Source organism: Mycobacterium numidiamassiliense, assembly GCF_900157365.1.
Classification (GTDB): Bacteria; Actinomycetota; Actinomycetes; order Mycobacteriales; family Mycobacteriaceae; genus Mycobacterium; species Mycobacterium numidiamassiliense.
In genome coordinates this window covers 1,643,372-1,670,361 of sequence record NZ_FUEZ01000004.1, presented here as the reverse complement: position 1 = coordinate 1,670,361, position 26,990 = coordinate 1,643,372, and the positions used below count along the sequence as shown (strand labels likewise).

The following is a 26,990-nucleotide window of genomic DNA, read 5'->3' as shown; positions in this document are numbered from 1 at the left end:
CCACGACGGTGTTATCGAAATCACCCGGTCGGCGCGGCCAGTCCGTAGGTCCGGCAAGCATTGCCTGTGGTGATTACCGCCAATTCCTCGGCCGGGCGATCGATCAGTTCAGCGATAGCCCGCACAGTATATGGAAGACAGTAGGGCTCATTCGGAGCGCCACGGTACGGATGCGGTGTCAAAAAGGGCGCGTCCGTCTCCACCAGCAGTTGTTCGGCCGGTATCAGCGGAACCGCGTCGCGCAGTGCGCGCGCATTACGAAAGCTCACCGTCCCGGACAAGCTGAGAAACCACCCGGCGTCGACGCATTCGCGGGCCATCGCGCTGTCTGACGAAAAGCAGTGAAAGATCACGACGTCGGGGGCGCCCTCGGTGCGCAGGACGTCGAGCACCTCGGCGTCGGCGTCCCGGTTATGGATCATCAGGGGCTTTCCACATCGCTTGGCCAGGTCGATGTGCCACGCGAACGCCTCGCGCTGCACCGCGGGCGCGGCGCAGCCCTCGAGCCGGCCCGGCCAGTACATGTCCATGCCCGTTTCCCCGACGGCCACGACCCGCGGATGGGCTGCCAGTGCCTCGATCTCGGTCCGGGCCTCATCCGTGAGCGCGTCCGCGCGCGTCGGGTGCAGCGCGGCCGCGGCGTACACCCGCGGATCCCATTCGGCGGCCCGGGCCGCCCAGCGAGCCGAGTGCAGGTCGTCGGCGATGGTGACGACCGCGCCCACACCGACGGCGGCGGCGCGGTCGACGATGACGCGCACGTCCGCGGCATCCCGGGCGCCGCAGGCATCCAGGTGGGTATGCGCGTCGATCAGGGGTGTCAGCGCCTCCGGCGCGGGCGGGGCTTCGCGTTCTCGTCGGTTGGAGCTCACGCGCACACAATAAGGTGGACTCTCGATGAGGCCCTACTACATCACCACCGCGATCACGTACCCCAATGGCGATCCGCACGTCGGGCACGCCTACGAGTACATCGCCACCGACGCCATCGCCCGGTTCAAGCGGCTCGACGGCTTCGACGTGCGCTTCCTGACCGGCACCGACGAGCACGGCCTCAAGATGGTCGAGACGGCAGCGGCCGAAGGTATTCCGACCGCCGAGCTTGCCCGGCGCAACTCCGACGTGTTCCAGCGTCTACAGGAGAAGCTGAACATCTCCTTCGACCGGTTCATCCGCACCACCGACGCCGACCACCACGAGGCGTCCAAGGAGATCTGGCGACGGATGGAGGCGGCCGGCGACATCTACCTGGACTCCTACTCCGGCTGGTACTCGGTGCGCGACGAGCGCTTCTTCGTCGAATCGGAGACCGCGGTGGTGGACGGGACCCGGATCGCCGTCGAAACCGGCACGCCGGTGACCTGGACCGAGGAACAGACCTTTTTCTTCCGGCTGTCGGCGTACGCCGAGAAGCTGCTGGCCCACTACGAGGCCAACCCGGATTTCATCGGGCCGGAGGTGCGGCGCAACGAAGTGGTCAGCTTCGTCTCCGGGGGGCTGCGTGATCTGTCCATCTCGCGAACCTCGTTCGACTGGGGCGTGCAGGTGCCCGGTCATCCCGATCACGTCATGTACGTCTGGGTCGACGCGCTGACCAATTATCTGACCGGGGCCGGCTTTCCCGATACAGACTCGGAATTGTTCCGCCGGTACTGGCCCGCCGATCTGCACATGATCGGCAAGGACATCATCCGGTTCCACGCCGTGTACTGGCCGGCGTTTTTGATGTCGGCCGGAATCGAGCTGCCCCGAAGGGTTTTCGCGCACGGGTTCCTGCTCAACCGCGGCGAGAAGATGAGCAAGTCGGTGGGCAACGTCGTCGCCCCGGGGGCGTTGATCGACGCGTTCGGCGTGGACCAGGTGCGCTACTTCTTGTTGCGCGAGGTCCCGTTCGGGCAGGACGGCAGTTACAGCGAAGAGGCCATCGTCACCCGGATCAACAGCGATCTGGCCAACGAGCTCGGGAACCTGGCCCAGCGGTCGTTGTCGATGGTGGCCAAGAATCTGGACGGAGTGGTCCCCGAGCCCGCGGAGTTCACCGCCGCCGACGCCACGCTGCTCGAGACGGCCGACGGCTTGCTGGCACGGGTTCGGGCCAACTTCGACGACCAAGCCATGCACCTTGCGCTGGAAGCGATCTGGCTGATGCTCGGAGAGGCGAACAAATATTTTTCGGCCGAGCAACCGTGGGTGTTGCGCAAGGGTGAATCCGAGTCGGACCAAGTGCGATTCCGCACGGTCCTCTACATCACCTGCGAGGTCGTGCGCATCGCGGCGCTGCTGGTTCAGCCGGTGATGCCCGAGTCGGCGGCCAAATTGCTCGATCTGCTCGGGCAGACCGATGAGCAACGGACCTTCGCCGCCGTCGGCGCGCGGCTGGCTCCCGGGACGGCGCTACCGCCGCCCACGGGTGTGTTCCCCCGCTACCAGCCCGCTTCCGAAGCCGAGTCACCGACAACCAAGTGACCACCGGTCAGCTGCCGACGTCGGCAGAAAGTGTCAGGCATAGCCTCTGCCATAGGACATAATCGGCTCGTGGACCGACGACGCAACCGGCAACAGAGTCAATCGCCGATGACGACTCTGAAGCAGCTGCCCGCACTCGTGGTGCTAGAACGCATTCCGGTTCCCGTCCTGGCCATCGGACACGACGGCAGCATCTTGTTCACCAACAGCGCATTTGCCGAGATGGTGGACTACGAGGCGGACGAGGTTTTGTCACTGCGATTCCAGGAGCTTTTCCACGAGGCCCTGGCGTCGGACTCACTCCTGTCGGGCATCCACGCCCTCGCCAACATGGTGGTCGAGTTGGCGCACAAGGACGGCTCGGTGGTACGAGCGCTGATGAGCCGCTCCGCGGTGATGCGGGCCGACGACCAATTCGCCCTCGCCGCCTTCCAGGATCTGACCGAGCACCTGTGGGAAGAAGAGCGCTAGCGCGACGCGGCAATCAACCGGATCTAGGTGATTTCCTGCTTGGGGGCGGCGTCATTGTGGGAGTTGGCCCGAGCGTGTCGCATTGATTCGCGATACAGGAATTGCCGGAAGTAAGGCAGCGACGCTTCCGATACGAGCCCGGGAAGCAGAAGCTCCCATATCTGGCTCAACCGCTCGCTGACGAGGCCTCCGTCGGTGTCTTGGCCATACATCGCGTTGGACAGCATCCGGGTTCCGAACATCGCGCCGACGATGGACCGGCTGACCACATCCGGATCGAGATCGTTCCGCAGGTCTCCCTCGGAGATCGCCCGCCCCGCCTCGGTGGCCAACTCCGCCACGCACTTTACGTAGAAGCCCGAGGCCGCCTCATTGAAGCCATTGAGAGCGGCGGCCAGTTGCTCGGCCGCACGGGCCATCTTGTCCGAGCTGAGCATGTTCACGACCGCGAACGAGCCGTGGATGATGTTCTCGAGTGCCGGTGAACCCGCTCCACAACCATTGCGAAACGTAGCGATAAGTGTCTCCGAGCCTTCTTCGATGATGGCGGCCGCTAGCGGCTCCTTCGCGTCGAAGTGGTGATACAGGGCGCCTTTCGTCATGCCCGTGCGCTCGACGATCGTTCCCCAACCCGCCACCGTGTAGCCGACCTCGTCGAATACGTCGACCGCGGCGTCGAGAATCTTTCGCCGGGTCACCTCGGACCGCACCTGGCGCGCCATCGCCCCTGCACCTCCGGAGTTCCATCGATCGGCTGAGATTTATGACTGCGGTGTCTGATATTTCCTTATCAGGCGTCCTACCTGATAGTGGCCGCTACCGGAGTCTCGAACGATTGCGTTAATTGTTGCTGGTCTGGTCAGTCCGCGGTCGCGGGGGTAGACGCGGCGTTCAGCGCAAGCGCTGCGCGTCGCCTGAGGAATTCCCTGAAGTAGCCGACTCGGTCCGGTTCCAGGATCGCGTCCAGCAGTATCGCCCAGCTCTTCTCCAGGTCACCGAGGAACCGGGCCGGCTGGTCAAGGTCGCTGGTTTGCCGCAGGCCCATGTACACCGACACGACCATACGTCCGACGTCCTCGGGTTCATTCCGCTCGGCAACATCGCCCTCGGCGATCGCATCCCCGACAACGCCGGCAAAGGCCTGAATCCAGCCGTCCAACAGCTCGGCGTGCTGCTGTTCGGCCCGCCCGACGGCCTCCACGAGGGAATTTGCCGCCCTGGTCATGTCGTCGGTGATGTCCCGAACTGCGGTGGTGAACGAGAAATCGATGAGCGTTTCCAGGCCCGAAAGCTTTCGGGCGAGCCGGTCGTCGAACGCGGCGGTACTTGTGGCGATTTCTTCTTCGATGATCGCCACAGCCAGCGCATGCTTCGACCGGAAGTGGAAATACATTGCGCCCTTGGTCAGTTCGGCTTCGGCGAGGATGTCGTCCAGGCCGACGGCGTGGTACGCCCTCCGCGCGAATTGGTGCGCGGCGGCACGCAGGATCTGTCCCCGCGTGTTGTCGGCGCGTCCGCTCGTCGTCTGGGTCTTGATCGGACCTGAAACGCTCATGCGTTCGATGCCGAATGATCGCGACGCGGCGGCCTCACGGCACCATCGGAGCGGGTGCGAGCAGGGCCTGTGCTGACGGTCGTGTCGGGGCAGGCACTGTACATCGGGCTCATCGTCATTCGGGTGATCGCTTCACGTTGGCGATGCCTTCCTCCACCACACCGCACGCTGCGGTCCACAGCGGCACTGATCGGGCATGTCATCGGCGCCGCATTTGTGGGTTGACCTTTGGTCGAGCTGCAGAGTTCGCAAGTTTCCGCGCCCCATCATAACTCTTGAATGCCAGCGTCTAAATACTTTGAGTTAGGGATGATGCCCCACTCCATTCAAAAAGTATGTATGATTCGCGCATGCCAGCGCTCGAGTTCGCGTCGTTCGTCGACGTTGTGCGATCAATCGCAGGCTCCTACGCCCCTGCCAAGGCCGCCAATCCGGTGGCGGCCGGCTGACGAGAGAGTGTTCGACACAACAGTTTCGGCGACCGCGTCGCGCCTGGTGTCGACGCACCCTACTTTCGGCGCCTTGCCCGAAGTGTTCGACCTCGACCACGGACCAAACATGAAACCACCACTGAGGCAAAGCCTTCGCCACGCCGGCGAGCCGCTGCTCGGACGAGGGAAAGATATATTCCGGTGATGCGCGGGAAAATTGTGGGCAGGGTTATTGCGCTGGTCAGCGTGGTAGTGGTCGTGGCCATGAGCGCCCCGGCAGCCTGGGGTGCGCCCGGTGACCCGGGTGCGGACGCGAACACGCTGACCATGTCGTTAGCTGATCTCGGGTTGAGCCCGACCCTGGCGTTCTACGGCGCAGAAAGCGCACAACCGTTGACCGTGCCCGTGCTGCGCGGGCTTAAACCGACCACGCTGAACGCGACCGTCGAACTACCGCTCAACCTGCGGTCAGGGATTATCACCGTCACACAAGCCGACCACACGATCGCAAGGTTTGAAACCCCAGCCGCGGATCAGGCGCCGATCGTCATCCCGCTGGGTGCAACGGAATTGATCAACGACGCGGTGACGGTGATGGTGCGGGTCAGCCAGGTGCCAAAGGACGGAACCTGCTTCAACTTGGAAAGTCCCCTGCGTATGGTCAACCCAACGGTGAGCTATACGGGGGTCGAACAGGCGCCCAGCACCGTCGCTCATTTCCTGCCGTCAATTCTGCGTGCGCTGACCATTTTCGTGCCGAAATCGCCGTCGGAGGCCGAGTCCAACTCTGCCGTTCAGCTCGCCATCGCTACCGTCGCGCGGTACCGCAGTCACGTCCCCGACATCGACGTCGTCCCGCTGCCCGAGGGACAGGCCGCGCCGCCGACTCCGCCGCGGTCGATGGAACGCCAGATCGTCATCAAAGACGGACCGAACAGAGGGCTTTCCCTTCAGGGCCCCAGCGACGCGCCGTGGCTGCTGATCTCGGGACCCACGCGCACTGACGAATCAGACATCGCCGTGCTGTTCAGCGACGTGTCGGAACTCGTCGCCGCCCCCAAGGCTGTGGTGGGGTCGTTAAAATCCAGCCTCCAATTCCCCGGCAATAACACCACGCTCCGCGACTTGGAGCAGCCCTCGCTCAAGTCGGTAGGGCTGCAACCGCGGTTATCGGTCGGGTTGGACCAGACCCGATTCGGCAGATCCATCCACTCCGTACGGGTTCACCTGCTGGGGTCTCACTCTCCGACACCGGCCAATCTCGGCGGCGAGATCATCGTGTCGGCAGGCAACGAGACCATCGACCACTGGCCAACAGATGCCAACGGCAACATCGACCGCTGGATCGACGTCCCCGATCGGCTGCTGCAGCGATACACAAGCCTTGATCTGGAATTCAACGTGTCCGGCAACTTTGGCCCGTGCGGAGACTTCTTCACCGCCGGGGCTGGGAACCACCTCCTCGAGTTGACGATCAATGGCGATAGCAGCGTGCAGAGCAGCCCCGCCGCCCCCCCGGTGCCGGACGGCCTGCGATCGATACCCCAAGCGCTGATGCCGCGAATTCAGCTGGGCATCGAGCCCCACTCCTTCGGCGACACTGCGCGCGCGGTCGAGACGATGGTGGGCCTGCAGCGAATCAGCGGGGTACCGCTCGACACCACCGTGTCCGGTGTGCAGCAGGCGATAGACTCGCCGAATCCGGCGATACTGATCGCCGCTGACGGGTGGAACCATCCCGATATCGTGCTTCCGGTTTCCGCGGCGGCGAACGGCCCGATCACGCTCAACGGGTTGGGGTCCGACGGCAAGCCCGCGACGATCGAGTTGGACCCGCAGATGCGGTTCGCTTCTCTGCAAACGGTTCTCAACCGCGGGCGGTCGTTGCTGATTGCGACTTCCAACGGTGCGCCGGTGCAGCTCGACGCGCTGCTCAAATCGCTCGGCGGCGAGAATTCGCGCTGGCCAAGTCTCGGCGGTGTCGCGTTGGTGTCGGTACCCGGACAGGATGCGGTAACCGTCAGTCTGAAGAACCTGCCCGGCGGGGGAAACTCGGAGGGTCACTCGGGTCTGGGATGGCTGTGGTGGCTCGGTGGCGGCTGGCTTGTCGTGGCCGGCATTGGCGCAGCGGTGATCCTGTTGCGCAATCGGCGTCGGGCACCGCGCGCCTGATCCGCACATCGCGTCGATTTCTCGGTAGCTCGACTTTTGTTGTGGGACAGCGAAAGTCAGTCCACCGCCAGTGTTACATCGCACCCAGCGAGAGCGCTGCGCGATCAGCCAGGAACGGCATCGGCATCCAGCGCGCTGCCAGTAGCGCCTCCATCGCGTTGCCCGGAATGGGTCGCGACAACAAGAATCCCTGCGCACGGTGACAGCCATGCTGCATCAAAGTCAGTGCCGCAGCAGGGGTTTCAACGCCTTCGGCGACCAGTTGCAAGCCAAACGCCTCGGCGAGTCCGATGATTGCGCGCACGATCGCCAAATCGCCTGCATTAGTGCCTAAATCACGCACAAACCCGGCATCGATCTTGAGCATGTCGACCGGGAGCGACTTCAGATGCGACAACACCGCATAACCGGTGCCGAAGTCGTCGATAGCGATCTGGACCCCGACCTCCTTGAGCTCTGCCAAGGTTTTTCGCGTGGTCTCGATGTCGTGCACCACGGCACGCTCGGTAATCTCCAAACACACCGAGCTGCCGTCGATACCGAACTCCGCGATGGTGTCGGCGACGCTGCGCACGAAACCACGGGTGATCAGTTGAACGGGCGACACGTTGATACGCAGCACCGCGTTCAGCCCCACCCCGTTGGCTCGCCATCGGCTGAACTCGGCGCAGGCGCTGCGCATCACCCATTGACCCAATTCCCCGGCCAGGTTGGTGGATTCGGCAATCCCGATGAACGAATCCGGCAGCAGCAGACCCCAAATCGGGTGTCGCCAACGCACCAGCGCCTCGGCCGCCACGATGGCCCCGGTCCACAGATCGACCTCGGGCAAATAGTGCAGCAGCAGGGCTTCGCTATCGATATCGCCCTGCAGATGCAGCTCAATGTCGTTGCGGAAGGCGTTTTTCAGCGACATGTCATCGGTGGACACCGCAATTTGATTGCCGCCGCCGCGCTTAGCCGTCAAGACGGCCTCATCGGCTCGGCGCAGCAGATCGGTGCTGTTGTCGCGCCCCGGTGTGCCCGTGGCCAAACCGATGCTGACGGTGCGGGTGATCATGTGCCCGCCGATGGCCAGTCGCTCTCGCAGCATCGCCCCCACCCGACGGGCGAACGCCTCCGCGGTCGCCGTCGACATCGGCTCATCGGGGACGACGACGAATTCATCCCCGCCCAATCGGGCGATCATGCTCTGGCCGGCACATACCCGAAGGCGTTGCGCGAAGACCCTGATGAACCAGTCACCCGCCGTGTGCCCGAGATAGTCGTTGATCGGCTTGAGACGATCGAGGTCGAGGTACAACACCGCGACCGGGCCCGGGCTTGCCGCGGCGAGCCTTTCGGAGAGATGCGCGATCAACGCCCGGCGGTTGAACAACCCGGTCAGGTCATCGTGCTCGGCCAGGTAGCGCAGCTTTTCTTCCGCCGCCAGACGCGCCTGAAGCTGTGCGAACAGCGCGGCAACCGCCTCGAGCGTGTTGATCTCAACTTGTCGCCACCGGCGCGCACCGAACTTCACGAAGCCCAGCACGCCGGTGGTCACCTCGCCCGACACCAGCGGTGCTGCGGCCACCGACGGTGCGTCGCCCCCCTCGGCCGAACCCGGCCGGCGCCACCACGAACGCTTTGGCCTACCGGGCCCGACCACGACCGGTTGCCTGCCGTCCTCACATTGGGCCAGCAGCGTGTCGGTGCTGGTGAAGTGCACCCCAGCAGTTGAGTCCGAATCCCCGGCATCGGCCTGCGACAGCGGCCACTCCGCGACCAGCACCCAGGCTCCGATGTCGTGGTCGTGGTGGCGCAAAAAACTGGCGTCCACGTCGAACTGCTCAACGAGCTCCGCGAGTACCTTTTCGCTCACCTGAGTGGCCGTCGCCGCTGTAGCTTCCATCAACTGAGTGGCGACGGAGGTGACGACCAGATCCAGGCTGCGCGGCACGGGCTCCTCCGATGCGGGCAGACGTCCCGGCCGGGCGCCTGCCCAATCCGGAAGTAGTCGTCTTCACGGTTGCTACCTACATTGCACACAACGTGCACTGCAGAGCCCCAAACTTCGCGGCGTGTCTGGCTGTGAATCACCCGGGGCAAGTCACGAATTGGTGTACCGCAGCCTAGCATCCGCCGCACCTCTCACGCGGGGTTATGACGTGGTCAAACGCGATATTTGGACGCCTCGCCAGTGAGCCGGCTCACATTTCGGGGCAGAGCTGTCACGCTTCGCCGACCTGCGGTGTCTGGAGGGCACAACCCGCGAGAATGGAGACAGCAATGACCGAACTGCCCGACCCCAGAACTCATGTCGTCATCGTCGGCGGCGGATACGCCGGCGCGCTGGCGGCCAACCGTCTGCGCCAGCGCGCGGACATCGACATCACCCTGGTGAATGTCCGTCCGGTGTTCGTCGAACGAATCCGCTTGCACCAGTTGGTCGCAGACACCGGCGCCGCGACCGCCGATTTCGACTCGCTGCTGGGCGATGGAATCCGACTGGTCGTCGACACCGTCGCACAGATCCAGCCCGCCGCCCGGCGGGTGTCGTTGGCCTCGGGCGCGGAACTGACCTACGACTACCTGATCTATGCCGTCGGTAGCACCGGCGCCACGTCCACCGCGCTCGCCAAAGTGCCCGGCGCCGCCGAATTCGCCCACGCCATCGCTGACTTGGAAGGTGCGCAGCGACTTCGCTACGCGCTCGCCGACCTACCGCTCAACGCGCCCATCACGGTTGTCGGCGGGGGCTTGACCGGCATCGAGACGGCTGCCGAGCTCGCCGAGCGGGGCCGCCCGGTGACGCTGCTCTGCGGCGGGACGCTCGGGCCGTCGCTGAGCAAGCGGGGCCGTCGTTCGGTGGCCAAGCAACTGCGCAAGCTCGGCGTGACGGTGCTGGAATCCGTTGGCGCGAGCGAGGTTCGCCGGGACGCCACGGTGCTATCGGACGGCGCCGTGCTGCCCAGCGCCGCGACCGTGTGGACGGCGGGATTCGGCGTGCCCGATCTGGCTTCGCGCAGCGGCTTGACCACCGACTCCCTGGGCCGGCTGCTCACCGACGAGACACTGACCAGCGTGGACGACGATCGTTTGATCGCCGCCGGCGATGCGGCCGCACCGTCGGGCCGGCCGTTGCGGATGAGCTGCCAGGCCGCGGGGCCGTTGGGCGCCCAGGCCGCCAACACCGTGCTCAGCCGCATCGCCGGGACCACCCCCGCCGCGGTGAGCCAGGCGTTCGTGGGTCAGTGCATCAGCCTGGGCCGCACCTACGGCACCCTGCAGTTCTCGCGGACCGACGACACCCCGGTGAACATGGCCGTGGGCGGTCGCAGCGCCGCGAGCGTCAAGGAAGCGATCTGCAAGGGCACGGTCTGGGGTATCCGCCGCGAGGCCGCCAAGCCAGGCTCGTACTTCTGGCTCAAGGGCGGCGGCCGGCCCGCGCAGCTGTCGGTCGAGCAGCAGACGTCGCTGCGATGAAAGGTGAGCACGCGGAAAGGTTCACGCTGCTGCGGCCCTTGCTGTTCACCATTGCGTACGAAATTCTGGGCTCGGCAACCGAATCCGACGATGTGCTGCAAGACAGCTATCTGCGGTGGGCGGCTGTTGACCTCTCGACGGTCAGGGACACCAAATCCTATCTGGCCCAGCTGGTTACCCGTCAGGCGCTGAATGCGTTGCGGGCCGGGGCGCGCCGGCGCGAGGAGTACGTGGGCCCGTGGCTGCCCGAGCCGCTGCTCCTCGACGACCGGGATCCGTCGGCCGATGTTGTTCTGGCGGAATCGGTTTCGATGGCGATGCTGGTTCTGCTGGAAACGCTGAGCCCCGACGAACGCGCGGTGTTCGTCCTGCGCGAGGTGTTCGGTTTCGACTACGCGGAGATCGCCGGCGCGGTGGGCAAACCGGCGCCGACCGTCCGTCAGGTGGCACACCGGGCGCGCGAACACGTGCGCGCCCGGCGCAAGCCGCGGGGCGCTTCGCCAAGGATCGACCCGCAACGCAACGCCGAGATCACCGCCCAGTTTCTGGCCACCGCGGCCAGCGGTGACATGGAAGCGTTGATGGCGATGCTCGCACCGGACGCCACCTGGACCGCCGACGGCGGCGGCGTGGTGAGCGCGGCCCGCAAGCCGGTGGTCGGCGCCGAGAAGGTGGCCAGGGCCATCGCGGGGCTGATGCGCAGGGGCGGTGCGGCGTTGCGCGTGGAGCCGGTGACCTGCAACAGCGCACCGGCGGTGGTGTTCTACCTGGACGAACACCTCGAAGGAGTGATCACGGTCGAGATCGTCGACGACAAGATCACCAACTTCTACGCGATGCGCAACCCGGAGAAGCTGGCGGCCCTGGCGACCCCACGCGACATCAGCCGCGGCTAGCAGACACCAGCCCTGGGGTGCGAAAATCCGCCCTTCTGTCAAGCTAGGGCGATGCGGATCGAGCGGCTCGGCGACCTCGGCGAGGCACCCAGAGTGCTGCGCGCCGTGGGCGACGCCACCAGCCGGCTAGAGCTGCCGCCGCCGGCCGCGCTGACCGGCGACTGGTTCGATGCACTGGCGGTGATCGCGCCGAGCCTGGCGGCGCAGCCGGTGCCCGCGGCCGACGCTTTCGCGGTCCCGCTCGGCTCCCAGGCGCCGGAGCGTGGCGCGGTGGGTGGCGGCTGGGTCGGGTACCTGTCGTATCCGGATGCCGCGGCCGACGGGGGCGGACACCGCATCCCGGAAGCCGCCGGCGGCTGGACGGACTGCGTGCTGCGCCGCGACCGGGACGGGAAGTGGTGGTACGAAAGCCTTTCCGGGGCGCCGATGCCGGACTGGCTGTCCGCCGCGCTGGCTGCCGCACCCGCGCCGCCGCGCGCGTGCCGGATCGCCTGGGCGGCGGCCGACCGGCACGCACACCGCGGCGGGGTGCTGGCCTGCCTGGACGCCATCGGCGCCGGCGAGGTCTATCAGGCGTGCGTGTGCACGCAGTTCGCCGGGATGGTCGCGGGGGCTCCGCTGGATTTCTTCCTCGACGGCGTCGCACGGACGTCTCCGGCCCGGGCGGCCTACGTTGCCGGCCCGTGGGGTGCGGTGGCGTCGCTGTCGCCGGAGCTTTTCCTGCGGCGCCGCGGGACGGTCGTGACGTCGAGCCCCATCAAGGGCACCTTGCCGCTGGACGCGTGGCCGTCGGCGCTACGCGCTTCGCCGAAAGAGGTGGCGGAGAACATCATGATCGTCGACTTGGTCCGCAACGACCTCGGCCGGGTGGCGATCACCGGAACGGTGACGGTACCAGAGCTTTTGGTGGTGCGACGAGCACCCGGCGTCTGGCATTTGGTGTCGACGGTCTCGGCGCAGGTCCCCGTCGAGTTGCCGACTTCGGCACTGTTGGACGCCGCCTTTCCGCCGGCGTCGGTCACGGGCACGCCCAAACATCGTGCCCGCCAGCTCATTTCGCAGTGGGAACACGCAAGGCGTGGAATATATTGTGGCACTATTGGTTTGGCATCACCCGTGGCGGGGTGTGAGCTCAATGTCGCAATCCGCACGGTGGAGTTCGATACGCACGGCCGGGCGGTGCTGGGTGTGGGCGGCGGGATCACCGCCGATTCCAACCCGGACGCCGAATGGGCGGAATGCCTGCACAAGGCCGCTCCCGTCGTCGGGGTGCCGTACACCGCGACGGCCGCATCGGTGGGTTAGCCGTCGCGGCGCGACCACAGCACGGCATCGGTGGGTTAGCCGTCGCGGCGCGACCGCAGCACGGCATCGGTGGGTTAGCCGTCGCGGCGCGACCGCAGCACGGCATCGGTGGGTTAGCCGTCGCGGCGCGACCGCAGCACGGCATCGTAGAGCTGGCGCGACCGCACTCCAACGTTGGCCTCGGCGACCTCGCCGCACGCGTCCTTGACCCTGGCCCCTTCGGCGACGAGGCCCTCCACCTGCGCGACCAGCGACGGCAGGTCGGCGCTCGGGGTCGCCCCGCCCAGCACGACGGTGATCTCGCCGAGCACGCCGTCGGCCGCCCACCCGGCAAGGTCGTCGAGCGATCCCCGCACCACTTCCTCGTGGATCTTGGTCAGCTCACGGCAGACCGCCGCCGGGCGCGCACCGCCGAGTTCTTCGACGGCGTCGTGCAGGCACGCCGCCAACCGGCGCGGCGACTCGAAGAACACACAGGTGCGTCGCTCGTCGGCCAACGTGGCAAGCCAGGTTCTGCGGGCCCCGCTTTTGCGTGGCGCGAACCCTTCGAAGCAGAACTTCTCCGACGGCAGACCGGACACGGCCAGCGCGGTGGTCACCGCCGACGGCCCGGGCAGGCATTGCACCGGCAGACCGGCAGCCACACACGCCGTCACGAGCCGGTAGCCCGGGTCGCTGATCAGCGGCATGCCGGCGTCGCTGACCACCAGCACCGTCGCCCCAGCTGCGATCTCGTCGACCAGCGCGGGCACCCGCGCCGCCTCGACCTGGTCGAACATGCTGATCACCCGGCCGGTGATGACGACGTCGAGCGCCGCGGCGAGTGTTCGGACGCGCCGAGTGTCCTCGGCCGCCACCACATCGGCGTGGCGCAGCGCCTCGATCAGGCGTGACGACGCATCCGAGGGCTGGCCCAACGGGGTCGCACCGAGCAGCAGGCGACCATCGGACATGACGGACAGCCTACGATCGACACCGATGTCTGCCCCGCCCAGCGAACCCTCGATCGCCGTCGCGGAACGCGTCGTGCCCGTCGTCAGCCCCGGGCCGCTGGTTCCCGTCGCCGATTTCGGGCCCACCGATCGCGCGCGCGGCTGGATAGCGACCGTCGCCGTCACCCTGTTGGCGACGATCACGCGGTTCATCAACCTGGGCTCCCCGACCGACGCCGGCACACCGATCTTCGACGAGAAGCACTACGCGCCTCAGGCCTGGCAGGTGCTGCACAACCATGGCGTCGAGGACAACCCCGGGTTCGGGTTGGTGGTGCACCCGCCCGTCGGCAAGCAGCTGATCGCGCTCGGTGAGGCCGCCTTCGGCTACGACGGCGTGGGCTGGCGGTTTGCCGGTGCGCTGCTGGGCGTGGTCATGGTGACGCTGGTGATGCGCATCGTGCGTCGGATCAGCCGCTCGACCTTAGTGGGGGCCGTCGCCGGTGTGCTGCTGATCTGCGACGGCGTCAGCTTTGTCGCCGCGCGGACCGCGCTGCTCGACGGCCTGCTGACCTTCTTCGTGGTCGCGGCCTTCGGCGCGCTCATCGTCGACCGCGATCAGGTGCGCCAGCGGATGCACGTCGCGCTGCTGGAGGGACGCAGCACCGCAACGGCGTGGGGCCCGCGGCTGGGCGTGCGCTGGTGGCGCTTCGGCGCCGGGGTCCTGCTCGGATTGGCTTGCGGGACAAAGTGGTCCGGCCTTTATTTCGTGGTGTTCTTTGGCGCCATGTCGCTGGCGTTCGACTTGGTCGCGCGCCGCCAGTACCAGGTGCCGAGGCCGTGGCTGGGCACCCTGCGACGTGACCTGCTCCCGACCGCCTACGCGCTGGGCGTCATCCCCGTCGCGGTGTACCTGGCCAGCTATGCGCCGTGGTTCGCCTCGGAGACCGCGATCGACCGCCACGAAGTGGGCCAGACGATCGGGCCGCACAGCGTCATCCCGCTGCCCGACGCCCTGCGCTCGTTGTGGCACTACAGTGCGAAGGCGCTGGAATTCCATGCCGGGCTGACGAATGCGGCCGGCAACTACCACCCGTGGGAATCCAAACCGTGGAGCTGGCCGATGTCGTTGCGGCCGGTGCTCTACGCCATCGATCAGCAGAGCGTCAGCGGCTGCGGTGCGCAATCGTGCGTCAAGGCCGAGATGCTGGTCGGCACGCCCGCCATGTGGTGGCTGGCGGTCCCGGTCCTGTTCTACGCGTGCTGGCGGTCGTTCGTGCGCCGGGACTGGCGCTACGCGGTGGCACTGGTCGGCTACTGCGCCGGGTGGCTGCCCTGGTTCGCCGACATCGACCGGCAGATGTACTTCTTCTACGCGGCGACGATGGCGCCGTTCCTGGTGATGGCGATCGCGCTGATTTGCGGAGACATCCTCTACCGGCCGGCCCAAAGCAAGGAGCGCCGGACGCTGGGGCTCATCGCCGTAAGCTGCTATGTGGCCCTGGTGGTGACCAACTTCGCGTGGCTGTTCCCGGTGCTGACCGGTCTACCCATCTCGCAGCAGACCTGGAATATGGAGATCTGGCTACCCAGCTGGCGCTGATCGTGCGGCACCACCTAAAGCGGGTCGCGGGCGACCGGGCAAGACATGCACCGGGGACCGCCGCGGCCGGTGCCCAACTCGGACCCCGCGATGGTCAGCACTTCGATACCCGCTTCCTGTAGGCGGGTATTGGTCTGCACGTTGCGCTCGTAGGCGACGACGACACCGGGCGCCAAGGCCAGCGTGTTGTTGCCGTCGTCCCATTGTTCGCGCTCGGCGACGTCGGGGTCCAATCCCGTGTCGATGACTCGCAGCTTGTCGATCCCCATCGCCTTGGCCGCCGCTTCCAGAAACGACGTTTCGTCGCTGATCGCCACTCCGTCGGGCCTGCGCTCGATGGTGAACGCCGAAAGGTCGTCGACGACGTTGGCGTACATCACCACGGTGTCGGTGTCGACCATCGTGCACACGGTGTCCAGATGCATTTGCGCCCGCCGCTGGGCGATCGGCACGGCGAGCACGGTGTGGGCAAGATCATCGTCAAAAAGGCTGCGCGCCAACGCTTCTGCTCCCGCAGGCGTCGTCCGCTCCCCCACTCCGACCGCGACCACGCCCGGGGCGAGCAGCAGCACGTCACCGCCCTCGACCGGAGCGGTGCGCGATTCATAGGCGCGGCGCACGCCGGTGAATCGCGGGTGATGCGCGTAGATGATGTCGGTCAGCGACGCCTCACGAATCCGCGCCCGCAGCGCCAGCGACGGGATCACCACCCGGGGACCGATCCATATCGACGAGTCGCGGGTGAACACCAGATTCGGCAAGGGCTCGATGACGAAATCCGCGCCGTGGTGCATGCGAATCACCAGCGACACGTCGGTCCGGGTATCGGGGGGCAGCTCGTTGAACGTCATGCCGGCCATCAGCACCTGCGCGAGCCTGGCCGGATCCATGCCGCGTAGGTAGGCCGAAAGCTCTTGCGCCAGTGGCACACCCAGCCGGCGCGCATCGACGGCAGCGGCGACTCCCTGCATCCGGGCGGCCCCGCTGTGACTGAGCGCCTCGGTGAGCAGGTCGGACAGCAGCAGCACCTCAACGCCGCGGGAACGCAGTAGCTCAGCGAATGTGTCGTGCTCCTCCTGCGCACGGGCAACCCACGGCAAACCATCGAACAGCAGCTGGTCATTGTTGTGCGGGTTGAGCCGTCGCAACTCGGCGCCGGGCCGGTGCAGAATCGCCACCCTCAGCGCGCCGACCTCGGAATTGGTGCCCAATTCGACAACACCCACAGCTAAACCGTAGCGGCGCCGAACCCGACCGGCGCGTTGCACTCGAGGCGAGCCTGGTGGCGCGGCGAGTCCCATTTGTTCGAACGGATGTGCGATAGACTCTAGCGCGTGGGCGACCGCGGTACAGGGCTCGCTGTTCGAGCACACCGAACGCCGACAACTCGGCGACGGCGCATTCATCGAAGTCCGGGCCGGCTGGCTGGCGGGCGACCCGACGGTCGAAGAGGACCTGCTCGATGCCCTGCTGTCCACGGTGCCGTGGCGCACGGAACGCCGCCAGATGTACGACCGGGTGGTTGACGTGCCGCGGCTGGTCAGCTTTCACGACCTGACAATCGAGGATCCACCGCACCCCGCGCTGGGGCGGCTGCGCCGGCGGCTCAACGACATTTACGCGGGCGAGCTCGGGGAGCCGTTCACCACCGTCGGGTTGTGCTGTTACCGCGACGGCTCGGACAGTGTCGCCTGGCACGGCGACACCATCGGCCGTAGCAGTGCCGAGGACACCATGGTGGCCATCGTCAGCCTGGGCGCCACCCGAACGTTCGCGTTGCGCAGGCGGGGCGGCGGCTCGTCGTTGCGGCTGCCGCAGTCGCACGGCGATCTGCTGGTGATGGGCGGATCGTGCCAACGCACCTGGGAGCATGCGGTCCCCAAGACCTCGTCGCGCGCCGGCCCACGTGTCAGTATCCAGTTCCGGCCGCGCGACGTGCGATAGCCGCCCTGCCCGGTCAACCGCGGATAGCGGCCACTGCCTTGACGAGTAGGTCGCGGGCGCGCTGGGTGTCCACTTTGGCGACCGGCTGGTCCGGAATGACGAGCGGATTGGCGATGACGATCACCTGGTAGTCGCCAAATTGCGCGGAGTAGTCGTAGAGCTCGCCGGTGCGGGCGCCGCCCGGCGCCGCCGCCTGCAGCACGCGGTGCAGGCCGAGCGTGTGCGTGCCGTCGATGCGTGGGGCGTCGACCACCTCGAAGCCGCCGCGCAGCGCGGGACCGGAGAACGCCACTTTGGCGCAGTCCTTCCCGGGGTCGCCGATCGGCACCGGCTTGGAGGTCTCTATCGCGATGACGACGTAGCGGTCGCCGTCGCCCTCGGCGGATACCGCGGCCATGTTGCCTTGCAGGTCGGGTGGCATGTCTGGGCCCACCGCCACTTTCGCGCAGTTGGCGGGGTCGAAGTTCAGGCCCGCGGGCAGCTTGCGGGCGGCCAGCAGCTTGGGATCGATGGCCCTTTCGCTGATATCGGCGACCTTGAACTCGGGACCGAAGCTCGATTTCACGCCGACGACCTTGGCGATGTCGGCGTTTGTCGAGGCCGCGTTGGTGCCCGAAGAACAGCCCGCGAGCACGCACACCGATGCGATCGCAAACGCCCGCCTCAACACCGTGGCTAATCTACCCAAACTCGACGCTCAACTACGCAAGGTGGACACCGTTTTGACAAGTAGATCGGCGGCGAATTGCGGCGGCAGTGCCGGAACCGCCGACCCCGGATCGGTGGCCAGCGTGGTGAACGCATAGTAGTCGCCCAGGTAAGCGATGAATGTATATGTCCGCGAATCAATTTCGGTGCCCGACTCGACTGATGATTTGATGTCGGCGACCATGCCGACGGTTTCGGCACCGTCGATATGCGGGGGATCGGTCAACCGCACACGGATCGTGGTCTGCGCGGACGCCATGCTCCACTGGCCACAGGTGGCGACGACATCCTGGTCGAGAACCGCCGGCCCTGGCAAAGACACCACTATGGCGTCGATGACGCCGCCCGCACCCGACCCGGACACGCCTTGCGCGGACTGGTCGCGACCATCACCGGGGTCGGCGAGCGTGGCGCACTGCGGGGGCTTGACCGTCCCGTCGGTGTCACGGCTCCAAATCACCCTGGGCGACATCGCAGTGGGAATGCCCGTGGTCACCTCGTACTTGGGCGGCAGCTCACGAACGACCCGCTTGATGTTGGCCGGGTTGACGGCGGTGCGGTGCACCGACGACGTCGGCGCGGCCGACGGCATGGGCGCCTTGGAGTGGGCGCACGCGGTCAGCAACAGGGTTAGCATGACGCCAATCCAGAACGGCCGCATGCCCGTTCATAGCACGGTGGTTGCTACGTCAGGTAGCTTGACGCGTGTGTGCACCCGAGTTCTCTGGAACACAATCGACCTCGCCATTCTGGCCGGCCGTAGCATGGACTGGCCGGAGTCCACCGAGCCGTTAATCGTGGCCTTTCCCCGGGGACGCGAGCGCGACGGCGGCGCCGCGGCCGGCGCCACGGTCGTCGAGAAGAATCCGCTGCGCTGGACCAGCAGATACGGAAGCCTGGTCACCACTGTCTACGGCATCGGCGGCATCGATGGCATCAACGAGCGCGGCCTGGCCGTGCACGGCCTGTACCTGCAGTCGACCGACCTCGGCCCGCGTGACGCGTCGAAGCCGGGACTGCACGCCGGGCTGTGGGCCCAATACCTGCTCGATCAGGCCGCCACGGTCGCGGAAGCACTGAACCTGATGGACGACATCCAGTTGGTGATGATCAGTGCACGCGGCCGCGACGCGACCATCCACCTCGCCCTTGAAGACGCGACCGGCGACTCGGCGATCATCGAGTTCGACCACGGCCGCCAGGTCGTGCACCACGGCCGCGAGTACACGCTCATGACCAACGACCCCGCTTACAGCGATCAGCTGAAATTGCTTTCGCAGCAGGATTTTTCGCATCCCAGTCGTGACATGCCCTTGCCCGGCAACGTCAACGCGAGAGACCGCTTTCAGCGTGCGGCTTACTACCTTGCGCTGTTACCCGAGCTGGACAACGTCCGGCAGGCGGTGGCCGGCGTGATGGCAATCATGCGCAATGTGTCGGTGCCGTTCGGGGCGCCATACGGGGAGTTCGGCATCTACAACACCGAGTACCGCACCGTTACCGATCTGACCCGGCGAACCTACTTCTTCGAGCTCACCACCAGCCCGAACACCATCTGGATCGAACTCGACCGCCTCGATCTGACCGAAGGCGCGGATACGCTGGCGATAGACCCGTACGACGAATCGCTCATCGGCGACGTCACCTCGAGGTTCACCCCGCACCGGGCGGGCTTCTGAGCGAGCGAACCGAGATCAGCCGAGTGCTTCGACGACTTGGCGGGCAACGCGTTTGATCTCGTCCGCCAGCTCACGCTTGATGCCCAGGTCGCGGCGGCGGGGTACATCGATGACGGTGGTGATCACACCGACGTCGTCGCGCTGCCATTGCGCGCCATAGCGATCCATGATCGCGCGCATCGGGACATTGTCGGAAAGCATTCGCGCGGAGAACCTTTCGACCCCGTTGACCCTGGCGGCGATGGACAGCGCCTCGATCAAAAAACTGCCAATCCCGCGGCCCTGATAGGCGTCTGCGACCATGAACGCGATCTCGGCGACCGTCGGGTCGGACTCGTCGCGCACGAAGCGCGCGTCGGCCACCGGGTCGGTACCGTCGGTCACCACCCAAACGAAGTGATCGACGTAGTCGACCTGGGACAGGTAGTGCATCAACGCCGGGCTGGGCAGGCGCGCCGTCATGAACCGGCGATACAGCGTCTCGCTGGAAAATAGCACGTGGCCGTGCACGGTCCGCTCGTCGTCGCCGGGCAGAACCGGCCGCAGTAGCAGCAGCGTTCCGTCACGAACCCGGATCGGGATGGGCGAAATGAACGCGGCAAGGCGCTGGCGCACAGTGCGCAGCAGCCGTGGCATGACCCCCTGAATGTGCACCATCAGGGTGAAGGCGTCGTTGTCGCCGACCCAGCCGGTCAGCGGTTCGGCGGTGGTGACCGTCGCGATCCTCGGGATGTCACGCAGCAAGGCGATCTCCCCGACGATCTCGCCTGCGGACACCTGTCCGACGGCCACCACCTCGTCGGCGCCGGTGTGTTCGATCTCGGCGGTGCCCGAGGAGATGAGCAGGAACGAAACCGCCGGCTCGCCCTGCTGCATCAGCACCTGGCCGGCCGCGGCGCGCAGCGGCTGAACGCGGGCGGCCAACGGCACCAAGTCTTCGGTGGAGCACCCCTCGAAGATGTCCATCGCGGCGAGTTCTTCTGCCCGCCCTGCGGTCAACTTGGCCAACCCGCCGCCCTGTTCTCGTCCCATCCGCGACGGGCGTACAGCCCGTCTCGCGGTCCGATCGACTCAGGTTATGGCGTCTGCCGCTGATGCGGCAATAACCGCCGTCATTACAGGTAGTAGCCGTCGACCGTCGAGGACTCCTTCGCCATGGCGACCACGACGCCAAGCACGGGCGTGCCGAGCACCTTGATCGCAGCGACCAATTCCGACAGCGACGTCGTCGTGGTGACGATCGGCCGCACGACGATGATCACGGCATCCACCGAGCGCAGAGCCAGTTGCGCATCCGTCGACTCGTGAAACGGCGGTGCCTCGATCAAGACGATGTTGTTGCTCGGGCGCAGCGCATTCAGTTCGCGGCCGACGATCTCCGCAGTCAGTCCCGGGGTCACGCTGATCACGGTTGTCGCCGGATTGGCCTCGTCCCGGTACCCCGAACTCGCAACGGGAGCATTGGCCTCCGACTGGTGTCGCCCCCGGGCGAAGCGAACGATGCCCACTATCCGCCGGCGGTCGGCGTACGCCTGGGCGAGCGCCGACGTCGCGATCGCACCGCTATCGTCGCTGTGCCCGGCCACCACGGCGACCCGGGCAGGCGTTCCGACATTGGGCAGTCGTTGCAGCACCGACTCGACATTCAGGCTGAATCGCAATGCCGCCTGACTGAATTTTTCGGATCGCTGGAAGGCCTTGGCGTCCGCGACTTTGGGCAGCTTGCCCAGGATGTCGCTTCCGGTGATCTCCTCGACCTGGCGACGTGAGCTCACTCTGGTGTCGAAATGTTCGAGGAACCAGATCAGTACGCCGGCAACGAGCAGAGCCAGCCCGACGCCCGCGAAGGCGACCAGCCAGGTCGGCAATCCCGCCGGCTCGGTGGTGGCCGCATTAGCCTTGATCACGACATGGGCCAGCGGCGGAATGTTGGGGTCGTTGCTGACATTTTCCAGCCTGGCGATATAGGTCGGCAGTTCATTGCCGTATTCGTTGGCAATGTTGGAGGCGCGCTGCGGATCCCTATCGGTGACTGAAATAACCAGCAGCACAGTATCTTTCACCGGCGTCGCCGAGACACTGGGCACCAGCTGCCGTGGCGGCACGTTCAGGGCGAGCTTATCGATCACCAGCTGCGCCAGCTCGTCGCTTTGAATCGCGTCAGCGTACGTTTGCGCCCTTTGCCGAGAGAACAACTCGCCCTCGTACGCCGCAGAGGAGCTCTTCACGTCGGGGGCCCGCAGGAACACCTCGGTGGACGCGATGTACTTCCTGTCGGAGCCGACGTTGTACACCGCCACACCCACTGCGGCAATGGCCAAGCAGGCAAGCACGATTGGCCATCGCCGCCTGAAAATCGTCCAGCCTCTAGTGATTAACTCCATGGTTCTCCGTCGACGCCGGTTGATTGATTACTTACCGCGGTCCGTCGGCGATCGGACTGCGGTAACTCGACATCCTGCAAGAAAGCCCTGTCGACAATGACAACCCGGCCCAGGTATGTGCCCCGGGCCAACCGAAGTAGCCGCTCGCTTTCGCGAACCTGTGCGCCAGTGGTGAGCGCGACGGGGTCGACCAGAATCGATGCGCCGCACAGGCCTGCCATGTCCAGGGCATCGGTGAGCTCCAGCGTCCCCGAACTGACCACGATCACATACTGGTACCGACCGGCCAGCTCATTCAGCAGAAAGCGCATGTTCGCGCCCAACTGATCTGCCGGCGGGCCTTCCGATGAGTTTGCGAGCGCGATCCAGCTCAGGCCGCTGCGCTCGTCGGTCTGGATGGCCGCATCCACGGCCGCCGGCGCACCCACCAGATCACTCAATCTGACCGTCGAATCGCTCTGTCCCGCAGCGATGTCAGCACGCACGACGATGGTGGGTGAGTCCGCCTGACCCAACGCGACCGCAAGCCGATCGGCGACGATACCGGTCGTCGGAGTGGCCCGCGGCGATGTCATGGCCAACGATCGGACACCGGCCTCGGTCAAGCCGTGCGCGACTTCTATGCGCAGCAGTTTGGCGTCGACGTCGACTCCCCCAGCAAGTGGCTGCACGCCCGTGGTGAGCACACCGAGGGGCCCGGTGGGGGTAGCCGCAGGGGTGGTATCGCCGCCATCGTCTCCGCGAAATCGCGCCAGCCGCCGGGCTTCCCGGGACGTCGCATACCTGACCACAAGGGACAGCCCGAGGAGAAACCCGATGACCGCTCCACAGACGACGGTCAGCAACGTTCGCGGAGAGATGGGCCGTTTGGGAACGGACGCGGGTTCGAAGAGCACGGGTTGGACCGGCGGCACCGCATTATTCGGCGGACGCTCGATGGCCTTGATGACCTCGATGGTCCGTCGCGCGGCCATGTCGGCGATCGCCGCCGCCCTCGCCGGAGAGGAGTCTTGCGCATTGACTTGCAGCATCACCGTTTCGGGAACGGCGCGGCCGGTGAGCTTTTTGGAGAGGTCATCGCCGGACTCACCCAACCGCAGCTGTTCGGCAACGGTGTCGGTGACTATCGGCGTGCTTACCAGTCGTTCGTAACTGGTCATGCGCTGCTGGGTGAATTCGTCGCCGTACGCGAGGTTTTGGGCTCCACCCACGTTCGGGTCGGCGAGCGCGGTCGAGTCGTTCCAATACGGTGTCGCGATGAAGATCTTTGCGTTTGCCTCGTAGACCACCGGCACCAGCAGATTGATCCCACCGGCAGCTGCGGCACCCGCCAACGTCCAGATGATCAATACCAACAACTTGTCCCGTACGACGGCGAGCAATCCCTTCATGCCCGTCATGACGTGAACCCCATTTGTTTCAGGTTCTGGACAATCTTCTCCGCGTAGTAGTCCTGACCGGCGTCGTTGAGGTGGACGCCATCCCGCGCCATTAGCGGCCCCATATCGACGCCCCGAAACCATTGCTGCGCAACCGGATCGATGACCCGGGCACCGACCCTGTCGGCCGTGGCGCGAAGTCCGTCTGCGACGTCGGGATGATCCTGACCAGCGTCGGGCCCGAACGACGCGGGAAGCACGATGATGATCGTGGCGGCGGGCCACTTCGAACGAACGTCCTTGATGTACTGCTCGGCGGCCGCCACCACTTGATCAGGCGCTTCGCCGAGATCATTGAAACCGCAGTCGACCAGAACGTAGTCGACACGGTAGGTCGTCGCGGTCCGTTCGAGGCGGGGAACGAGGTTGTCGACCCCATGCACGAAGTCGGCGTGCTCTTGCGCGTAGGAGGCGAGGCTCCACCCCATTTTGTAGGTAACCAAATAGGGATAGATGACGCCGGGCGGGTCGCCGACGGCGAGCAACGTGGGCTGGTAGTCGAACATCGTCAACAACGACGGCGGCGACACCCAAGCGGCGATCTCGGACGACGGCGATGGTTTGCGCGGGCGGTAGATCGATTCCAGCTCAAAGTAGACCAGGGCGCCGACCGTCAACGCCAACGCCACGACGACGTTCAGCAGGACCCAGCGGCGCACGCTGCGCGCGATGTCAGGGGCTGGCATAGGCCGCCCTCGGCTCCATGCGGGTGGGGGGTGGTTGCGGACGCACATGCAGCGCACCGCGGCGGGTGTTCGCCTTCTTTCGCTGTGCGACAAACAACGAGAACGTCACGATAAAGAACAAAAACGCGGCTGCCTGCAGTAGTGAACCGCGCAGCAAGATGAGCATATAAAAAGGCAGGATGCAGCCAACCGGGCCGGGGATCCGGGCGACCTGGATCTGTGCCTCCAATCGCGTGTCCCAGCGATGCAGGCCATACCCAAGGGCAAACATTCCGACGACAAGCAGAACCCAGCCGCCGTTCAGGTAGAGCTCAATCCACAGGGGCGCAGAGAGATTGGTGAAGCCATAGCCACGCACGTTCGCGATGTGCACCCCGGTGTCGACGGGTTTGTCCTCCCACCACGCCCTGCGGAGCCAGAACAGGAGCACACCGGAGAACTGCTTCCCGACTGGGATCCCCTCGCGCGTGCCGACCAGATACCCGTTCATCAACTGCGCGAAGGAATCGTAGTCACCGGACATCAGCGAATCGACGGGGTTCGCCGCCTTGAACGAGGCCTTGAGGGTCGTGCGAAACGCATGGGTGAACGGGAAGATCGCCAGCATCGCGGCGAGGAGGCTGCAGGTAAAACCCCGGAACCGCCGGTGCGTGGCGAACAATCCGAAGGCTGTCGCGGCGCCGAATATTGCAGTCCCCGTGTGGTATCGGGCGGTCGAAATCGGATTCATGACGTCGGCCAAGAGGAGTCCGACGACAACGATCAGGAACAGGTTGCCGCGCCTGGCGCTCGGCAAGATGGTTGCGCCGCGCAGACTCGCCGCCTTGGCTTCTTGACGGCAGCGAACCAACGCGATGAAGGCGACCAGCAGTGCCATATACGTGCAGGGCAGCACCACCACGCCGGGACTGCCGACCGGCCATACCGCGTCGTAGGCCGCTCTCGCTTCCGCACGTCCGAGTAGAAATTGGAACCAGCCGACGTTGGAGAGGTAGTAGAGGGCGATCAGAATCGCAAACGTGGCAAGCAGCACGGCACGCTGATAGCTGATCGTAAATTTCTGCGCACCAGTGCCATTGGCGTCAGCGCGCTTCTGCGCCCCCTTGTCCCGGCGCAGCGACGTGGCGCCGTCCAGACCGGCTCCGGCAAGGAATGCGCCGAGGCCGAGGAGCACCATCAGGGTTGCGATACCAATCAACGTGTCATCGACGCGGGGAACTGTGATGGGCCAGTGATCCTGGCGAATCTGGGCCAACGGAGCCAAACCCATAAACGCATACGTATAGACCCAGAAGATCATTTCGAATAGCCGCCGGTCCCCCTTACCTACCAGCCAGGCGAGGCGTGCCGAGGCGATCACCACCGCCGGCAGCGGCCACAACCACGTCAAGCCGTCGGGAATTCCGGTGAAGCGGATGATCACCGCGGGGACGAGAAGGGCCAACACGGCAAACGTCCACAGCGTCATGAGCGGCTCGCCCAGCTGTGTCGGTGGGTGCAGGCGCAGCCTGGTCGCGAGTGGCATCGCCTTCGCCGCACCGACTTTCAGGAGCTGATCGCCAGCGTCGGTCGACACGCGCCCAGATGCGCTGGACGGCAACGGTTCCTGTTCCGCCGACGGCGGATGGTCGGCCGGGCCCTGCGATTTCCAAGGTTTGATCCGGATCAACGAGAACGCCGCATTGAACGTCGCCGCCGACGCCATGCCGACGACAACGCCCGCCGCGGTGTGGAAGAGCAGCCCCCCGCCGAACGCCATCGCGGGCATGACCAGCGCGTAAGTGAGCTTCAGCGCCAGCGCGTCGGCGCTTCGGTTGAAGGCGCGCAAAAAGAAGATGACCGCGACGGCCCACACCACGATCGCGTACTCGATCGCGACGATCGGAATGATCCCTCGCGCGTCGTCGAACGTGTCGCCGAGCAGGAGCTCGCCGAGCTTGCTGGGCAGAAAGAACAGCGCTGTGCCAAACAGAGCCGTTCCGCACGACGAGACCAAAGTGATGCGTGCCAAGGCATTCCACACCCGTTGTGGCGCCATGTTCTGGCGCCGGCTTTCCGGGATCACCACCAACGGAATTGCACTGGTCGCGATGGCGATGGGTGCCAGCAACGCCGTGGCGCCCCGCAGTGTGGCGCTGACGTAGGGGGTCAAAATCACCGAGGCGAACAGCAGCACGCCGAACACCGCTGTCTGCTCGAGTCCGTAGTCCGCGCCATAGCGCACCCGGTGCTGCCAGCCATCGGAGATCCACGCCCGGAAATTCTTGAACCGCGGGAAGACGCGAACACCGACCACCATTCCCGCCAGAGAGATGAGCGCCAAGGCGGTCCAAACACCCAGGATGTTGGTGGTGGTGGCCAGGGGAAGGCGCAACCAGGTTGCCACCAACAACGCCGCCGAACCGGCAAACCACACGCCGTCCCAGAGGGCCGCGATGTGGGGGCGGCCCAACGCGATGGCGACGAATCGAAGAACATCCTCCGCGAGCACGATCGGTGTCGCGACGATGATCAAGATCGCCTGCAGACCTATCCCCGCTCCCCCTACTGCCCACATGACGGCCCCGACTACTGGGCTGACCAACAGGGCGCTGGTGAACGCGAATGCCCCCTCCCGCCGGATGTCGGACGAGTCGCGCCCGGCCGTCAGCAATAGCGGTGTGCCCAAGGCGCCACGAAGGGCACCGATGGCCGCGGAGAGCAGCGTCAGGAGCAACGCGATCTCGCCGAAGTCGTCGGTTGCGGTCACCACGGCAACCGCGTAGATGATCAGGCCGTTGCTAAGACTGGAGAACACCTGGTCGGAGGCGCCCGAGATGGCGCGGACGGCACTCTTCGACAAATGCTTCGCCAT

22 protein-coding genes are annotated in these 26,990 nt (G+C 65.8%); 9 read left to right on the top strand and 13 right to left on the bottom strand.

The window, feature by feature from the left end:
- Positions 1 to 20: 20 nt before the first annotated feature.
- Positions 21 to 878: a TatD family hydrolase gene (locus MNAB215_RS16595; RefSeq protein ID WP_077079805.1), complete on the bottom strand. Its 858-nt coding sequence runs from the start codon at positions 876 to 878 to the stop codon at positions 21 to 23.
- A 19-nt stretch (positions 879 to 897) separates the two neighbouring features.
- On the opposite strand from MNAB215_RS16595, the gene metG reads away from it, so the two are divergent.
- Complete coding sequence (metG, locus tag MNAB215_RS16590; RefSeq protein ID WP_077079804.1) at positions 898 to 2,466, top strand: methionine--tRNA ligase; 1,569 nt, start codon at positions 898 to 900, stop codon at positions 2,464 to 2,466.
- Positions 2,467 to 2,574: 108 nt separating this feature from the next.
- Positions 2,575 to 2,937 carry a PAS domain S-box protein gene (locus MNAB215_RS16585; RefSeq protein ID WP_083746147.1) on the top strand — a complete coding sequence of 121 codons (363 nt, stop codon included), beginning with the start codon at positions 2,575 to 2,577 and terminating at the stop codon, positions 2,935 to 2,937.
- A gap of 23 nt (positions 2,938 to 2,960) precedes the next feature.
- On the opposite strand, the gene MNAB215_RS16580 is transcribed toward MNAB215_RS16585, so the two are convergent.
- Both MNAB215_RS16580 and MNAB215_RS16575 read right to left on the bottom strand, forming a co-directional pair.
- Positions 2,961 to 3,659: a TetR/AcrR family transcriptional regulator gene (locus MNAB215_RS16580; RefSeq protein WP_077079802.1), complete on the bottom strand. Its 699-nt coding sequence runs from the start codon at positions 3,657 to 3,659 to the stop codon at positions 2,961 to 2,963.
- A gap of 137 nt (positions 3,660 to 3,796) precedes the next feature.
- Positions 3,797 to 4,474 carry a TetR/AcrR family transcriptional regulator gene (locus MNAB215_RS16575; protein ID WP_077082077.1) on the bottom strand — a complete coding sequence of 226 codons (678 nt, stop codon included), beginning with the start codon at positions 4,472 to 4,474 and terminating at the stop codon, positions 3,797 to 3,799.
- A 653-nt stretch (positions 4,475 to 5,127) separates the two neighbouring features.
- Here MNAB215_RS16575 and MNAB215_RS16570 point away from each other — a divergent pair.
- Positions 5,128 to 7,095 carry a hypothetical protein gene (locus MNAB215_RS16570; protein ID WP_077079801.1) on the top strand — a complete coding sequence of 656 codons (1,968 nt, stop codon included), beginning with the start codon at positions 5,128 to 5,130 and terminating at the stop codon, positions 7,093 to 7,095.
- Between the two features lie 73 nt (positions 7,096 to 7,168).
- On the opposite strand, the gene MNAB215_RS16565 is transcribed toward MNAB215_RS16570, so the two are convergent.
- Positions 7,169 to 9,034: a putative bifunctional diguanylate cyclase/phosphodiesterase gene (locus MNAB215_RS16565; protein ID WP_077079800.1), complete on the bottom strand. Its 1,866-nt coding sequence runs from the start codon at positions 9,032 to 9,034 to the stop codon at positions 7,169 to 7,171.
- A gap of 329 nt (positions 9,035 to 9,363) precedes the next feature.
- Here MNAB215_RS16565 and MNAB215_RS16560 point away from each other — a divergent pair, with 329 nt between their 5' ends.
- Genes MNAB215_RS16560 through MNAB215_RS16550 form a run of 3 tightly spaced genes read left to right on the top strand, consistent with a single transcriptional unit; the run spans position 9,364 to position 12,761 of the window.
- Positions 9,364 to 10,560, top strand: a complete 1,197-nt coding sequence (locus MNAB215_RS16560; protein WP_077082076.1) for an NAD(P)/FAD-dependent oxidoreductase — start codon at positions 9,364 to 9,366, stop codon at positions 10,558 to 10,560.
- Positions 10,557 to 11,456, top strand: a complete 900-nt coding sequence (locus MNAB215_RS16555) for an RNA polymerase sigma-70 factor (RefSeq protein ID WP_077079799.1) — start codon at positions 10,557 to 10,559, stop codon at positions 11,454 to 11,456. Before MNAB215_RS16560 ends, MNAB215_RS16555 begins: the two co-directional genes overlap by 4 nt.
- A 51-nt stretch (positions 11,457 to 11,507) precedes the next feature.
- Entirely contained in the window at positions 11,508 to 12,761 is a 1,254-nt protein-coding gene (locus MNAB215_RS16550; protein ID WP_174604595.1) for an aminodeoxychorismate synthase component I, read from the top strand.
- Positions 12,762 to 12,874: 113 nt separating this feature from the next.
- Here the strand turns inward: MNAB215_RS16550 and rsmI are convergent, their stop codons facing one another.
- On the bottom strand, positions 12,875 to 13,714 hold the full coding sequence (gene rsmI, locus MNAB215_RS16545) for a 16S rRNA (cytidine(1402)-2'-O)-methyltransferase (RefSeq protein ID WP_077079797.1): 840 nt from the start codon (positions 13,712 to 13,714) through the stop codon (positions 12,875 to 12,877).
- A gap of 25 nt (positions 13,715 to 13,739) precedes the next feature.
- Between rsmI and MNAB215_RS16540 the strand changes: the two genes are divergently transcribed.
- Complete coding sequence (locus MNAB215_RS16540; protein WP_077079796.1) at positions 13,740 to 15,296, top strand: dolichyl-phosphate-mannose--protein mannosyltransferase; 1,557 nt, start codon at positions 13,740 to 13,742, stop codon at positions 15,294 to 15,296.
- Positions 15,297 to 15,310: 14 nt separating this feature from the next.
- Here MNAB215_RS16540 and arcA read toward each other — a convergent pair whose 3' ends face one another.
- Entirely contained in the window at positions 15,311 to 16,522 is a 1,212-nt protein-coding gene (gene arcA, locus MNAB215_RS16535; protein WP_077079795.1) for an arginine deiminase, read from the bottom strand.
- A gap of 94 nt (positions 16,523 to 16,616) precedes the next feature.
- Here arcA and MNAB215_RS16530 point away from each other — a divergent pair, with 94 nt between their 5' ends.
- On the top strand, positions 16,617 to 17,240 hold the full coding sequence (locus MNAB215_RS16530; RefSeq protein ID WP_077079794.1) for an alpha-ketoglutarate-dependent dioxygenase AlkB: 624 nt from the start codon (positions 16,617 to 16,619) through the stop codon (positions 17,238 to 17,240).
- A gap of 13 nt (positions 17,241 to 17,253) precedes the next feature.
- Here the strand turns inward: MNAB215_RS16530 and MNAB215_RS16525 are convergent, their stop codons facing one another.
- Both MNAB215_RS16525 and MNAB215_RS16520 read right to left on the bottom strand, forming a co-directional pair.
- Positions 17,254 to 17,907: a DUF5642 family protein gene (locus MNAB215_RS16525; RefSeq protein WP_174604663.1), complete on the bottom strand. Its 654-nt coding sequence runs from the start codon at positions 17,905 to 17,907 to the stop codon at positions 17,254 to 17,256.
- A 30-nt stretch (positions 17,908 to 17,937) separates the two neighbouring features.
- Positions 17,938 to 18,609, bottom strand: coding sequence for a DUF5642 family protein (locus MNAB215_RS16520; protein ID WP_077079792.1), 672 nt, complete (start codon positions 18,607 to 18,609; stop codon positions 17,938 to 17,940).
- Positions 18,610 to 18,655: 46 nt separating this feature from the next.
- Between MNAB215_RS16520 and MNAB215_RS16515 the strand changes: the two genes are divergently transcribed.
- Positions 18,656 to 19,627 (top strand): linear amide C-N hydrolase, encoded by a 972-nt coding sequence (locus MNAB215_RS16515; protein WP_083746146.1) that lies wholly within the window; start codon positions 18,656 to 18,658, stop codon positions 19,625 to 19,627.
- A gap of 15 nt (positions 19,628 to 19,642) precedes the next feature.
- On the opposite strand, the gene MNAB215_RS16510 is transcribed toward MNAB215_RS16515, so the two are convergent.
- The 5 genes from MNAB215_RS16510 to MNAB215_RS16490 form a co-directional block, all read right to left on the bottom strand.
- A complete protein-coding gene (locus tag MNAB215_RS16510; RefSeq protein ID WP_174604594.1) occupies positions 19,643 to 20,659 on the bottom strand; it encodes a GNAT family N-acetyltransferase in 1,017 nt (338 codons plus the stop codon).
- A gap of 83 nt (positions 20,660 to 20,742) precedes the next feature.
- Entirely contained in the window at positions 20,743 to 21,948 is a 1,206-nt protein-coding gene (locus MNAB215_RS16505; RefSeq protein ID WP_165691581.1) for a hypothetical protein, read from the bottom strand.
- A gap of 53 nt (positions 21,949 to 22,001) precedes the next feature.
- Positions 22,002 to 23,411 (bottom strand): hypothetical protein, encoded by a 1,410-nt coding sequence (locus MNAB215_RS16500; RefSeq protein ID WP_077079789.1) that lies wholly within the window; start codon positions 23,409 to 23,411, stop codon positions 22,002 to 22,004.
- Complete coding sequence (locus tag MNAB215_RS16495; RefSeq protein WP_077079788.1) at positions 23,408 to 24,136, bottom strand: SGNH/GDSL hydrolase family protein; 729 nt, start codon at positions 24,134 to 24,136, stop codon at positions 23,408 to 23,410. Before MNAB215_RS16495 ends, MNAB215_RS16500 begins: the two co-directional genes overlap by 4 nt.
- Positions 24,123 to 26,990, bottom strand: a complete 2,868-nt coding sequence (locus tag MNAB215_RS16490; protein ID WP_077079787.1) for an MATE family efflux transporter — start codon at positions 26,988 to 26,990, stop codon at positions 24,123 to 24,125. Before MNAB215_RS16490 ends, MNAB215_RS16495 begins: the two co-directional genes overlap by 14 nt.

Coding starts and splice junctions, on each gene's coding strand:
- MNAB215_RS16555 (WP_077079799.1), top strand. CDS start 10,557: ATGAAAGGTGAGCACGCGGAAAGGTTCACGCTGCTGCGGCCCTTGCTG.
- MNAB215_RS16520 (WP_077079792.1), bottom strand. CDS start 18,609: ATGCGGCCGTTCTGGATTGGCGTCATGCTAACCCTGTTGCTGACCGCG.
- MNAB215_RS16585 (WP_083746147.1), top strand. CDS start 2,575: ATGACGACTCTGAAGCAGCTGCCCGCACTCGTGGTGCTAGAACGCATT.
- MNAB215_RS16580 (WP_077079802.1), bottom strand. CDS start 3,659: ATGGCGCGCCAGGTGCGGTCCGAGGTGACCCGGCGAAAGATTCTCGAC.
- MNAB215_RS16490 (WP_077079787.1), bottom strand. CDS start 26,990: ATGGCGAAGCATTTGTCGAAGAGTGCCGTCCGCGCCATCTCGGGCGCC.
- MNAB215_RS16540 (WP_077079796.1), top strand. CDS start 13,740: ATGTCTGCCCCGCCCAGCGAACCCTCGATCGCCGTCGCGGAACGCGTC.
- MNAB215_RS16560 (WP_077082076.1), top strand. CDS start 9,364: ATGACCGAACTGCCCGACCCCAGAACTCATGTCGTCATCGTCGGCGGC.
- MNAB215_RS16510 (WP_174604594.1), bottom strand. CDS start 20,659: ATGGGACGAGAACAGGGCGGCGGGTTGGCCAAGTTGACCGCAGGGCGG.
- metG (WP_077079804.1), top strand. CDS start 898: ATGAGGCCCTACTACATCACCACCGCGATCACGTACCCCAATGGCGAT.
- MNAB215_RS16500 (WP_077079789.1), bottom strand. CDS start 23,411: ATGACGGGCATGAAGGGATTGCTCGCCGTCGTACGGGACAAGTTGTTG.
- MNAB215_RS16570 (WP_077079801.1), top strand. CDS start 5,128: ATGCGCGGGAAAATTGTGGGCAGGGTTATTGCGCTGGTCAGCGTGGTA.
- MNAB215_RS16550 (WP_174604595.1), top strand. CDS start 11,508: ATGCGGATCGAGCGGCTCGGCGACCTCGGCGAGGCACCCAGAGTGCTG.
- rsmI (WP_077079797.1), bottom strand. CDS start 13,714: ATGTCCGATGGTCGCCTGCTGCTCGGTGCGACCCCGTTGGGCCAGCCC.
- MNAB215_RS16495 (WP_077079788.1), bottom strand. CDS start 24,136: ATGCCAGCCCCTGACATCGCGCGCAGCGTGCGCCGCTGGGTCCTGCTG.